Source organism: Paenibacillus sp. J31R34 (assembly GCF_059383715.1).
This window is the reverse complement of record NZ_JBXENU010000010.1, coordinates 175,980-188,565: the sequence shown is the minus strand read 5'-3', so window position 1 is coordinate 188,565 and position 12,586 is coordinate 175,980. Positions and strand designations below refer to the sequence as shown.

At 48.0% G+C, this 12,586-nt stretch carries 13 protein-coding genes; 2 read left to right on the top strand and 11 right to left on the bottom strand.

Annotation, left to right across the window (positions count from 1 at the left end):
- Nucleotides 1–2 precede the first annotated feature (2 nt).
- From AC50YG_RS25250 to AC50YG_RS25220, 7 genes are all read right to left on the bottom strand, one after another.
- Nucleotides 3–671 carry a LysM peptidoglycan-binding domain-containing protein gene (locus AC50YG_RS25250; protein WP_494830796.1) on the bottom strand — a complete coding sequence of 223 codons (669 nt, stop codon included), beginning with the start codon at nt 669–671 and terminating at the stop codon, nt 3–5.
- Nucleotides 671–3,100, bottom strand: a complete 2,430-nt coding sequence (locus AC50YG_RS25245) for a phage tail family protein (RefSeq protein ID WP_494830794.1) — start codon at nt 3,098–3,100, stop codon at nt 671–673. The genes AC50YG_RS25250 and AC50YG_RS25245 overlap by 1 nt, the downstream gene beginning before the upstream one ends.
- Nucleotides 3,101–3,336: 236 nt before the next feature.
- Nucleotides 3,337–3,759: a phage tail assembly chaperone gene (locus AC50YG_RS25240; RefSeq protein ID WP_341279358.1), complete on the bottom strand. Its 423-nt coding sequence runs from the start codon at nt 3,757–3,759 to the stop codon at nt 3,337–3,339.
- 43 nt (nt 3,760–3,802) lie between these two features.
- Nucleotides 3,803–4,267: a phage tail tube protein gene (locus AC50YG_RS25235; protein WP_046229141.1), complete on the bottom strand. Its 465-nt coding sequence runs from the start codon at nt 4,265–4,267 to the stop codon at nt 3,803–3,805.
- A gap of 1 nt (nt 4,268) precedes the next feature.
- Nucleotides 4,269–5,585 carry a phage tail sheath family protein gene (locus AC50YG_RS25230; protein ID WP_494830790.1) on the bottom strand — a complete coding sequence of 439 codons (1,317 nt, stop codon included), beginning with the start codon at nt 5,583–5,585 and terminating at the stop codon, nt 4,269–4,271.
- 3 nt (nt 5,586–5,588) lie between these two features.
- Entirely contained in the window at nt 5,589–5,777 is a 189-nt protein-coding gene (locus AC50YG_RS25225) for a hypothetical protein (RefSeq protein ID WP_494830785.1), read from the bottom strand.
- A 269-nt stretch (nt 5,778–6,046) separates the two neighbouring features.
- Nucleotides 6,047–6,661, bottom strand: coding sequence for an RNA polymerase subunit sigma-24 (locus tag AC50YG_RS25220; RefSeq protein ID WP_494830783.1), 615 nt, complete (start codon nt 6,659–6,661; stop codon nt 6,047–6,049).
- Between the two features lie 303 nt (nt 6,662–6,964).
- Between AC50YG_RS25220 and AC50YG_RS25215 the strand changes: the two genes are divergently transcribed.
- Together AC50YG_RS25215 and AC50YG_RS25210 are read left to right on the top strand one after the other, a co-directional pair.
- On the top strand, nt 6,965–7,393 hold the full coding sequence (locus AC50YG_RS25215; RefSeq protein ID WP_341279362.1) for a helix-turn-helix domain-containing protein: 429 nt from the start codon (nt 6,965–6,967) through the stop codon (nt 7,391–7,393).
- A gap of 8 nt (nt 7,394–7,401) precedes the next feature.
- On the top strand, nt 7,402–7,812 hold the full coding sequence (locus AC50YG_RS25210; RefSeq protein ID WP_341279363.1) for an ImmA/IrrE family metallo-endopeptidase: 411 nt from the start codon (nt 7,402–7,404) through the stop codon (nt 7,810–7,812).
- Between the two features lie 88 nt (nt 7,813–7,900).
- Here the strand turns inward: AC50YG_RS25210 and AC50YG_RS25205 are convergent, their stop codons facing one another.
- The 4 genes from AC50YG_RS25205 to AC50YG_RS25190 all read right to left on the bottom strand — a co-directional run bounded on the left by AC50YG_RS25205 (nt 7,901) and on the right by AC50YG_RS25190 (nt 12,549).
- On the bottom strand, nt 7,901–8,380 hold the full coding sequence (locus tag AC50YG_RS25205; RefSeq protein WP_494830780.1) for a GAF domain-containing protein: 480 nt from the start codon (nt 8,378–8,380) through the stop codon (nt 7,901–7,903).
- Between the two features lie 3 nt (nt 8,381–8,383).
- A complete protein-coding gene (locus AC50YG_RS25200) occupies nt 8,384–9,679 on the bottom strand; it encodes a homocysteine synthase (protein WP_494830778.1) in 1,296 nt (431 codons plus the stop codon).
- Between the two features lie 213 nt (nt 9,680–9,892).
- Nucleotides 9,893–11,011, bottom strand: coding sequence for a stalk domain-containing protein (locus AC50YG_RS25195; protein WP_494830776.1), 1,119 nt, complete (start codon nt 11,009–11,011; stop codon nt 9,893–9,895).
- 110 nt (nt 11,012–11,121) lie between these two features.
- Nucleotides 11,122–12,549, bottom strand: coding sequence for an aldehyde dehydrogenase family protein (locus AC50YG_RS25190; RefSeq protein WP_494830774.1), 1,428 nt, complete (start codon nt 12,547–12,549; stop codon nt 11,122–11,124).
- Nucleotides 12,550–12,586: the final 37 nt, after the last annotated feature.

The following is a 12,586-nucleotide window of genomic DNA, read 5'->3' as shown; positions in this document are numbered from 1 at the left end:
CATCACCCCGGCAGCTTCAGCACCCTACCGATTTGCAGCCTGCGCAGCTCAGAATCGGCGATGCCATTCAGCTTCTGTATTTCCTTCCACCGCGACTCGTTACCGAGCTGCTTTTTGGCTACCCCAATGAGCGTATCGCCGCTTACGAGCGTGTAGGTTTTTGGGGTTTCCTTCGTATCGCGCTCTTTCTTGCTGCCCTTCTTTTGGCTTTTATTAATTTCGACGGGCCTTGCCTTATAAAACACATACTTTTTCAGCCCCAGGCTGTATTCAATATCACTAGAGCCCGCCGCTTCCCGCCATTCAAACTTCTCAATGCTGACGGCAAGATTCAAATCGAAGGAGGCACCTGTGAAAATAAAGCGGATCGGACGTTTCTTTTTCATCCAGTCCTGAAGCAAGGTCAAATAAACATAAGGCTCAAACAGCGTCTCGCTGGCAACAAACGAATAATTCGCTCCGGGCGCAGGAAAAAAGCTGTCGAAGGAAATCTCCGTCAGCTTTGGACTTTGAATCACATTAATTTCGCCAAGACCAGATACGTCGTAAGACTTGCCGCTAGTTGCGTCGCTAATTTGCAGCTCAGCTGGATTAACTGGAAGCCGAAAGCCGCTTTTCTGATTGTCATAGCTGAGCCAAATGCCGTACTCATGATGCTTGTTCGTAATCATTAAGCATACACCCCTTCCGCCGACGAAGCGATTTGCTCATTCAAGGAGCGCTCAATACGGCTAATAATGGTGTCGATATCGGTGCCATTGTTAATGTCGCCGGTTTGTACACTTACGGTCGGCTGAAGTGAAACGAAGTTCTGAATGTTTTTCATCTCCGCAAGCTCGCGCATCGTCTTCAGATCCTCGCTGGCGATGTCGACGGTGTCATTGACCTTGCCGACTTCGTCGACTTTGTTGACGTTGGCGATGTCAGGTGTCCCGGATGTTACTGGCGTCACAGGCCCAGTAGGCAGCGCAAATCCGCCGTCTAAATCAGGACTGAAGTTATCTATTGTACTCAATAAACCATCCGTCAAATCCTTCCCTGCTCCATTTCCCTGTGTATAAGCATCAGTGGTGTCTGTTGTTTTCATTCTTAAATCAGAAAAGTCAACAACATTACCAATTTTATCTGGCTTAAGCCCTTCCACTGCGCTTAAATCAAGTTCAGGAATCAAAGGAATTTTCAAATCTGAGATGCTGTTAATTTTACCAATAAGCCAGTTCACACCATTAATTAAGAAATTAATCATACTTCCGAAATTATCAGTAATATTTTTAATAAGATTATAAAAGAGATTTTGAATAGCATACCCAGGTTCTTCAAATACATTGATCAAAAATTCAGCCACTGAAACGATAATATTCCAGAGAAAGGCAATTGAATTTTTAATAGTAGCAAATAGTGCATAAATGATTCCAATGACAAAACCAATTATATCTCCAACTGTCCCACCAAAGGCAATGACCGCTGCGACTAATAATCCCACTACCAAGATAACGGCTAGTATAGGCAAATTCAACATTAACCATCCGGCTATCTGCATATAAAGAGGAAGCAGCATATTATATAATCCTGCGATCATAGTAGGAATCAAAAAGACTGCCGCTGTTAGTAACATCGCAGCAATTGCTGGCCAGTAGGTTATTATATTGGTTATTACCCATAATGCTGCATCCCCCAGCATGACAAAGAGTTCTGCTGCAAAGCTTAATCCAGCACTGAGGATATCAAAATAGCCTTGAAGCTGTCCGCTATTAAAAGCTTCCTGAACCCTTGCAATGAATGGGGAAAGGACATCCAATGCCCCCATTCCTGCGTCAGCCAGGGAGGTTTTCAAATTACTAACAAGTGTATTGATTTGACTTTGTGGACTTTTATATACAATATCCAATTCAGCTATACCGAGATTTGCATTTTCAAAAACTTGATTAAGTCCAGTCAAAAATCCGTTCACATCGCCATTATTAATGTATGCTTGCGGATCGAAGCCCTCTGCAGCTTCCGAGGAAATACCATATTGTCTCATTAATAACGTCATATCGCCGTTCATCGCAGCTTTTATGGCCTCACCCGACTTGGCAGTACCTCCTTCTTGTGGATCAAATGCCGCAAGCTGCATAGCCATAGAGGTCATCTTCGTATATTGATCCATATTCTCTGCCATTGGAAGAAGCGTCATCGTATTTTTAAGCGCTTCAGTAGGGTCAATTCCTGCTGAAATCGCCTGATTCCTTACCGTCTCAAAAATGGCCGTGCCTTTTTCCTTACTCCCTGTACGTGCAATTAACAAATCCTTTTGAGTACGTTCGCTTAATGCACCTTTCAGGGATATTGCTGCTAGCTCAGAAGCTATTTTCAAAAGCTGCGTTTTAATAGCACTAAAAGGAGTAAGAAACGAATCGTCAACCGGCATTTGAAATGCCAGTTTCATATCTTGAAATGGCTTAAGAATCATATCCTGCTTTAGTCCGTTAAAAAAGCCCCCAGCTTTACCTAATAGCTTAGTGAACATGTCATTTGACGGTTCTTGCGAATCATTACGAGTATTTCCCACCGGCTTAATAGTCTTGTTATTCAACGGTATTTTAAAATTACTAACCATGAATTTAAATGGCAAAACAAACTTACTCTCAAACTCCCATGTTAATGCTTGGCCAACATCTTTTATCTTCGAAATCGCCCCAGCCGCTTTTTGGGTTTTTAATAGATTTTTAGCACCCGCTAGTGGTACAGTAAACATATCCCTCAACGGCGATTCTAATACATTTTTAACGTCTGTTTTTAACCCAAGTAAGAGACCCTCCAAAGACAATTTGGGTACGCTTACTCCCTTTAGCATGCCACCTATCCCCGACATACCTGAACTGCTGCTCTTAGCGGCAGTCGCATTGAAGCTGCTTAGCGTTTTGCCCAAAGTTGAAACTACACGATTCATCTCGTTCATCGTTTTGTTTAGCTTATTGAATTCCGAGGCTGCAGCAAACGTTTGCTGGGTTGAAGCGGCGCCGGTCTGTACCATGAACAACAACGTATTTTTCAACTGATCCAGCATTTTAACAGCACTTGCAGCAGCACTAGCATCCAATTTTACCGTATCGGCCATCCTTCCACCTCCTTACAGAACAAAAGCGCCCTCTAATAGAGAAGCGCCGTCCCGTTACCTTCATTATTTCTTCTTCATTTTGGCCCGTTGCTTTTTCTCGCTGTCGATGCGAACATCGATCATCGCGTAGATCGCCGCTTTCTCGCGGCGCGACATGCTCATCAGCTCATGGGGCAAAATGCGAAGCTCGTGGAGGGCGTAGTAAGCGTAATTCGCTTCTCCGTCGCCCTCTTTAATTAGTTTTTTACTTCATCGCTCAGCTCATTAAGACTTTGATTAAAGCCATTGATTTCCTGCACGCGCTGCACAAGCGAAGCATATTCGCCCGGACGCAGCATTTTGCGGAGCAGATGCTCAGCGCCCATCGTGCCGTACGATTTTTGCAGCTCGGCATCCTTCAAGCTCGGATATTGAATGCTGCTTACGACCAGCTTGGCCAAATATTCATCCGTATTCGTCTCTGGCACGAAGGTACCGTTTTTGCCTTTCACTTTGCGGGTTGCGGATTTGCGGCATTCTTCATTTTCCGCCTCCGTCATGCTGCGCAGCTCCCAGGCTACCGGATTGCCGTCTGCATCCTTGAATCGCTCGGACACGACGAATTTCTCCGTCGCCTCCGCAGCTGTATTTTGCGCAAAAAACAAGCTTAAGTCACTCATTTGCTACCTCCATGGATTGGGTTTATTTTAAAATAAAGCTATTTTATACGCGTGCTGGCGCTTTGAAGCTTTCAGCAATATCGACGCCGTCGAAGGTGAACTCAAGCTCTTCCTCAAGCGCTTCGCTCTCCGTGTCGAGCTTGCCGATGATGACCTTGTTCAGGTTGACGTTGTATAGTACAACCTCTTGGCGGCCGATTGTCGAAGTCGGATCTTCGTTGATGATGTGGACATCAAAGTTCGTATCAATGCCCGTTTTCACATAATCAAGCATCATTTGGCGGAATTTCGACGTTACATAATACACCGTCATGCTGCCAGTACCCGACCAGCCCGTCGCTTTATGCTGCAATGCGCGATGACCCAGCGTCTTAATTTCCGCTTTCGTCTTCTCCACGCTTGCTTCAAGCGTTTTAATATAGAACATTTCCTCGTTTTGGCCGTTGATTTTCGCATAAGCGCGTCCCTCTTGCCCCGAAATCGTATCTCCTGCATGCAAAAATGCCATATTACTTCACCGTCACTTTCATGTATACTTTTTCAATGCTGTCAACCGGCTGGATGTAAACGTTGATGACGATGCTGTCAGAAGCCTCGCCCGCTTCAACCGTCAGGTCGGTTTGGGAATTAAAGTTTTGAATCGCATTGCCATCCTGGAGCAGCGTCAAATATTTCACGCATTCGCTGCGGAATAGGCTGCGGCCATCTGGATTGTTATCGATTTTGCCGATATATTGCGTCTCGAACAGTTTTTTCATGTCAGTCGCAATGCCGTCCAGCACGCGGATAACGCGGTTTTTCGCAAAAGAAGGATTTTTGCCTGGCACATAGGTGACCAGAGAGTTAATATCCTGCTCAACAATGACGCGGCCGCCATTCGGTGTGAACAAAAACTCACCCGCACGCAAAGCCTGCTCGATTTGCGAATTTGAATAACGAACGTCGGCATCCACCGCACCTTCATACACGCTGTAAGTAAGCGACTCACTCATGCTTGCGCCGGAAGTAGCAGCTGCCACCCATACGGTTGCCTGCTCGGCATTTACAGCTGTGCCGTCTTCGAGCTTGACGCCATTTTTCACGCTAATGATACCTTCATAATCCGATAGTGGGGCGTTCGCCAGCACGACCTGAATTTTCTTGCCATCATTTTCGCGCAGTCTGCGGGCAAAAGCGGCGTAAACCGACTTCAGCGAGCTGTCGCCAGACACAAGCGCCACCGCATTAAATTCCTGCAGCTCAACAGCTGCCAAGTAATCCAAATGATTTTGATTCGTCACCGTGCCGTTCGCACCGCCAGCAAGTACTGTGCCAGCTGTCGCAACAAGCGTGCCAGTGCCGCTGAAATCGACGAAGCGATTGGATTCAAGACCGGCAATCGCAGCAACCGTCTGCGAATCCACCTCTTCACCTGCCAAGTAAGTAACAACGTCGAATTGATCTTCGTCATCCACATTGCTCTGAACCGCTACTGTAATATCATTACCCCGAGTACCGCCAAATTTGGCTGTTGCAACCAGGCCACCAATCGTTGCAGTCGCTTTCGTTCCTGCGTTCAAGCGGTATAGCAGCAAAGTTTGTGCCCGTTTCAAAGCTTCACGAACGAGCAGCATTTCCGGTGCGGTTACATCATAACCAAGTACGCTGCGCAGATCGTCACCTGCTTTAATAGAAATCATCGTTTGCGGCGCACCCCAGTTCAGCGTCAGCGCCGTTGATACGATGCCGCGTTCCCCTACGTTTGCTGCCGATTGCGGCTCAGCCGCGAAATTAATGTATACCCCTGGTCTTGCTTTCGTTTGCGTTGTCCAAGTTCCTCCTGCCATGATCTACATGACCTCCTTTTGTGAATATGCTTGTAATTGCTGTTTGACCTGCTCATGGGAGTAAGCGCTCTGCTCGTCCAAAATGACGCTCAGCACATCCTTCTCTCCTGCGGAATAACGCGCTGCTGCCAGCAGCTTCCGCTTGCTGTGCTTTGCTTCCAGCGTGTCTTGCCGATTTTCCTGATCGTTCATCGCTGCTTCCCTCCTGTTTCCTCCAAGCTACCTTGCGGCTCTGTTGCCGCCTCTCTCGGCGATTACCAGCCTTGACGCTGCTGCTGTAAAGCTTCCTTCATCTGGCGCTACATGTCCTCACCCCCTTTCATATTGAGATATTTAAATTACTTCTAATTATGAAGAGAGGATTTAAAATACCTATCGAGCATCGCTTGCTGCCGTTGCTCATTTGGTGACAATATCATAATAACACGGTTTTGAAGGCCATTTCGGACACTGGGCGGACACTATACGGACATAAACCGGACAATCTCGGAAACGGCTTTTTGACGCCATCTGCGGAAGGTGCGATCGACGATTCCGAGCTCCGATGCGACGAAATCTGCTGGTTTTCCTTCAATATATCGAAGCCTAAGCAGCGTCGCATATTCAGGGAAACAAGCTTCCAGCGCTTCCAGCGACTCATCGATTGTTTGCAGCTGGCGCTCCAAATCCTGCAGCTCGCTCAAACGTTCAATGACACCCTCATAACCTTCCGGCGCTGCGCCTGCCCTCGCCTCAATAACTTTAGCGATTTTTCGGCTGAGCTCCTGTACGAGCTGTTCTTCATCGGCATTGCCCGGCTGAATTTGCTTCACTTCTCTTAATTGAGCCTTCGTTCCCGCCGGATATTTCGTTAAATGCGCCTGGGCCAGCTGCTCCAACTGCTGCTCCTGCTTGTCCAAGTACATATAAGAAGGAATCCCGCGCAGCTGGCGATGAAGCTCCTGAAGCTTGTCATCCTCATAGACCGTGCTCACCGTCAGACCGCTTCCAACCTTTTGCCTCTCAATCAGCTTCTTTCTGGCAGCGAGACGCTTATACGACTTTAATTGCTCAATAGTCAACTTTTCTACGTCCATTAAAATACCCTCTTCCTATTTATTTAAGTATTTTTATTACCCTGTGTTTCAAAAAAATAATAACATCTCTACGATATTGACAATACCGTCTTTAAAAGTTAAACTATTAATATAGTATTAAAAATACGTTTTAGCCGCTTTTCCGGCTTATATACTCGCTTTCAAACGGTTCACTTGCTATTTCCAGTAGCATTTGCTGAATTCGTTCATAGCCGCTGTAACGACTGTGAATCCTATTATAATTGATATTTATAATACCGTCAAGTATTATAAATACCTTTTCGAGAGACGGAGGGTATTACCATGGCGATGGGAGCAAGGATCAAGCAATTGCGCACACAACGAGGGCTAACGCAGCAGGAAATTGCTGAACAGCTTGGCATGGGACGTTCAAATTTTGGGCATATCGAAAACGATCGTGTCGTTCCAACTAGTGAGGATTTGCAGAAAATTGCAGACATTTTGCATACGACTGCCGACTATTTGCTCGGACGCCGCGATGCGTTTGCGGAGCACGTGCCGGATTGGGCAACTGCCAAAGACAAAAGGGATTTCAAAAAAATGCTGGAGGAAGACGGAGAAGTCATGTTTGATGGCGTTCCGATGAGCCAGGGTGACCGCCAGCGTGTCATGGATGTGCTGACCGGCCTATTCTGGGAAGCTAAGCAGATGAACAAACGTGCTCCCAAACCAGAGATAACGGACAAAACAACAGATCATACCGAAGGGTAGGTGCTGCCATGGACAAACTAATACTGCGCCTTGTACGAAAATTCCAGACAAGAGATCCTTTTGTGATCGCAAACGGTTTGGGTATCCATATCCGTTATGCCGATCTGGGGCATGAAACGCGAGGCTTTTATTATAAAAAGCTGCGCCGTCGGTTTATCGTCATACACGAGCGTCTGCCGGACGACTGGCAGCGTTTTGTGTGCGCGCATGAGCTGGGACATGACCGCCTGCATCCCGGCTTTAGCCGTTTTTGGCTGGACGAGCAGTCCTTTATCAATGTTGGAAAATATGAGCGCCAAGCGAATAAATTCGCCGTCCGCCTGCTGACCTCAGGTGACACGATCGGCCGCTCGGAATCGATCGGCGAGCTGCTGCAGCGCAACGGCGTGCCAAAGGAAATGGATAAGTTTTATTTTTAGCTGCTTCATTCATGGAAAATAGAAATGAAACCACCAAGAGCTCCAGAACGCCAATCGGCGGCCTGGAGCTCTTGGTGCTGCAACTATTTTATAAATACTTCTCCAAAATATTCACAAACGCCGTCAATGTCGCCAAATCCGTCTCATCAAACCGCGAGAATTGCGGGCTATCGATGTCGAGCACGCCAATAACCGCTCCATCCCGTTTCAAGGGAATGACTAGCTCGGAATTCGATGCGCTGTCGCAGGCAATATGGCCGGGAAATTGATGCACATCCGCTACCAATACCGCCTCGCCGCGGCTAACCGCTGTTCCACAGACACCTCTGCCCACTTTGATGCGCGTACATGCCGGCTTGCCTTGGAAAGGTCCGAGCACAAGCTCCTCCCCATCCAGCAAATAAAAGCCGACCCAGTTAATATCGCTCAAAAATTGCTGGAGCAAGGCCGAAGCATTGGCCAAATTAGCGAGCTGGCTGGGCTCATCTTCAATAAGCCCTTCCAGTTGTTTCAGCAGCAGGCGTTCGTTTTCTTCTTTTGTTCCTGTATAAATTTGTTCAGTAAACATCACTTACTCCTGACTGATTTTGATCGCTTGCTCCAAATCATAAATAATATCGTCAATGCCTTCTGTGCCGACAGATAAACGAATAAGTCCAGGCGTAACGCCGGATGCAAGCTGGCTTTGCTCATCGAGCTGCTGATGCGTTGTGCTTGCAGGATGGATAATGAGCGACTTCGAATCGCCGACGTTGGCAAGATGTGAAAATAGCTCCACGCCATGAATCAGCTTTTTGCCTGCTTCCACGCCGCCTTTAATGCCGAAGCTGATAATGGCGCCTTGGCCCTTCGGCAAATATTTTTGCGCCAGCACATGCGATGCATGGCTTGCGAGACCCGGATAGCTTACCCATTCCACTGATTCGTGCTGTTCCAAATAATTGGCAACGGCAAGGGCATTAGAGCTGTGGCGTTCCATACGCAAATGCAGCGTTTCAAGTCCTTGCAGCAGTAGGAACGAGTTAAATGGCGACAACGAAGCTCCCATATCGCGAAGCAACTGCACGCGTGCTTTAATAATATAAGCAATTGCACCAACAGCTTGCGTATACACAAGACCATGGTAGCTTGGGTCCGGCTCAGTCAGACCTGGGAATTTGTCATTTTGCGCCCAGTCGAATTTACCTCCGTCTACAATAACGCCACCAATGGACGTTCCGTGACCGCCAATGAACTTCGTCGCCGAGTGAACAACGATGTCTGCTCCATGTTCAATGGGACGAAGCAAATACGGGCTTGGGAATGTATTGTCCACGATAAGCGGAATGCCATTCTCATGGGCAACCGCAGCAACCGCTTCAATATCGAGCACATCGCCGCGCGGGTTGCCAATCGTTTCAGCGAAGACCGCCTTCGTATTAGCATTAATAGCCTTGCGGAAATTTTCCGGATCGGAGGAATCAACAAAATGCACTTTAATGCCGAGCTTCGGCAGCGTATGGGCGAACAGGTTGTATGTGCCACCATACAGGCTGGCCGAGGAAACAATTTCGTCGCCTGCAGATGCAATGTTCAGAATGGAATAAGTGATCGCTGCTGAACCGGATGCCACGCCAAGTGCGCCAACTCCGCCTTCAAGCTCAGTTATCCGCTTCTCGAACACATCTGTCGTTGGGTTCATAATGCGTGTATAGATATTGCCGAATTCCTCAAGACCAAACAATCTTGCCGCATGATCTGTATCTTTAAACCCATAGGAAGTCGTCTGATAAATCGGTACTGCACGCGATTGTGTTGCTGGATCAATTTGCTGACCTGCGTGTACCGCTAAAGTTTCAGGTGAATATTGTCTCTCTTGCTTAGCCATTATAAAAAACCTCCCAGAACGTTAGTTTTTTCAAGCTTGCGAATATAACACCCTGCGTCATCACTATTCCTACCATAAAAGTAGGAATTAAAAACGATTATAGCAGATCTATGCAAAATTATACAGTAGGGAGACAAGCTTTCATACAAAAAAATATTCCGCCAGCCCTTGACAGAACTGGCGGAATACTGATTAAGCAATCAACGTTTACACTTACTCAAATGCCTCAAATGGCGTCACAAACTCCGGCATGCCTTCGGCATAAGACGTATATTCATACTGCTCGAAAGCAATGGCGATTCCCTCATGCTTCAAATAGAAGGAACGATTCGATTTAATGCCATTGAACGGTGCAATCAGCGGCAGCTTGCGCTCTTTAATTTGCTTATTAATTGAAGCATTGATAATGGATAAATATTTCGAATTGTAATCGGCAGCTTCCTTCAGCGTCAGCAGCTCGCCGTTACCCAGATCAAACGTATAAGGCACGCGGATAGTTATGCCATGCGCTCCGCCCAGGTAGGAGTAATAATCCACATACAGGCTGAGTCGTCCCTGTTCATTATAGGTCACGTTAAACGCACCCTCAAAGGTTACCTTGGGAAATGTTGTACCTGGATTTTTTTTGATGTAAGCTGCATTTCCGGCCGTAGCAATAGAAAGATCCTTCTGACCGGCTGCCGCATAAGACTCCGCTTCCTGCTTCAAATACGTATTGATTTTACCCTCAACTGTTTTGTCCTTTAAGTCTTCGATGACCGGATAATTGACGAGCAGCGTTTGCTTGTCACTATTTTCCTCAATCATGCCCAGCGCAACCGTAAGCTCATTTTCCTCAATCGTGTTAATGACTACCGTCTTGCTGCCTTTCTCATAGGAAATGCCGTAGCCCATTCGTTCCAGCAAAAAACGCAGCGGCACATAAGCCGAGCCTTTATAAATAAGCGCTGGGTCGCCGTATGTCCTCTGACCATTGATGACATAGCTGCCATCCTCCGGATTCGCCGTCAACTTGCGGCCTCTTCCATCGAGTGTAATCGTGCGGCTATTCACATTCCACGTAATATCCAGGCCCAGCTTCTCGTTGAGCGAGCGAATGCCAATATAGGTGCTGCCGTTAATGTTAATCGTCGGGATGGAGTATTTGTAGTCGTCAATGATAAACGGTTGTGGGACGACGCGATAGGTTTGCACAGCCGTTGCCGCTGCTGCCTTCTCCATTGCTGGAAAACCGAATGCTGCAGGCGAAGCGCCTACTATAAGACTTGCTGCCAGAATCGAAGCAAGGGTACGTTTGTAAGTCATCGTTTTAAAAGGATTCATATTCATCATTCATCTTCCTCTCCGTGAGTTCATTATCATTGTAGACGCTCATACCACCCGATAAGTTACAAACTAGGTTTAAAAAATAAGGCTTGAACGGGATGCGACGAATCGCCCCGCTACTTGTTCCGATTCACAATAACCAGCTTCATCTCCAGCATTTCTTCCACTGCATATTTAATGCCCTCGCGCCCGGTGCCGCTGAGCTTCACGCCGCCGTAAGGCATTTGATCGACGCGGAACGTAGGAATATCGTTGATTAGAACGCCGCCCACATGCAGCGCATCCGCCGCATCAAGCGCTTTGCCAATATTTTGCGTGAAAATGCCTGCTTGCAGGCCGTAATCGGAAGCGTTCACCTGCTGAATGCCTTCCTCGATGCTGCTAATTTTATTGATTATCACAATGGGTGCAAATACTTCCTTGCAGGAAACCTTCGCCTCTGCTGGCACCTGAAGCAGCACGGTCGGCTGCATAACGCCTTGCTCGTCGACTCGGCCCCCAATAGCCAGCTCGGCACCAAGCTGGACTGCTTCCTCCACCCAATCCATCGCCCGTTTCGTCGCTGTCTCCGAAATGAGCGAGGATACATCCGTATGTTCGTTCAGCGGATCGCCTGTCCGCAGCGCTGCTGCCAAAGCTACAAATCTATGCACAAAAGCTTCATACAAATCCTCCACGACAAAAATCCGCTGCAGCGATATGCAAATTTGTCCTTGATACGAATAGGCTCCGGTTACACAACGTGCAGCAACAGCATCGACATCACTATCGTGATCAATGATGACTGCGGAATTGGAGCCCAGCTCCAGCGTCACACGCTTCAGTCCCGCCTGCTTGCGAATGCCTATTCCGACCTCCGGGCTGCCGGTGAACGTAATCATCTTCACACGGGAATCCTGCACCAGCCTCTCGCCAAGCAGCTTGCCGTCTCCACTAATGACATTGAGCGCTCCCGGCGGTAGGCCGGCCTCCTCGAACAGCTTGGCAATAAAATAAGCGGATAGCGGCGTCTGCGGAGCGGGCTTCAGCACAACGGTGTTGCCCGCCGCAAGCGCGGGTCCGACTTTATGCGCAACCAGATTTAGCGGAAAATTAAACGGTGTAATCGCGCCAATAACGCCAAGCGGCTCGCGCAGCGTATAGGCAAGACGACCTTCACCGCCGGGCGCTGCGTCTAGCGGCACCATCTCGCCATGAATCCGCTTCGCTTCTTCCGCGGCAAATTGATACGTTTGCACGGTGCGGTCCACCTCGGCGCGAGCCGTCTTAATCGGCTTTGCCGCCTCCATAGCTATGATCCGCGCCGCTTCTTCCTTGCGTTCCCGCAAGAGCGAGGCCACCTTGGCCAAAATCTCCGCCCGGCGATAGGCGGGCAGCTTACGCATAACGGCTCCCGCTTCCAGCGCCGCCTCAATCGCTTGATCAACCTGCTCGATCCCTGCACTCGCTACCTCTGCAATTACCTCGCCTGAATAAGGCGAGCGTAAGGAATCGTACTGCTGCGTACTTGCTTCTTGACCATTCAAATACAAATTTTGTTTCATTAGAAGCCCGTCCTTTCTCAAACCAAACGATACCTAT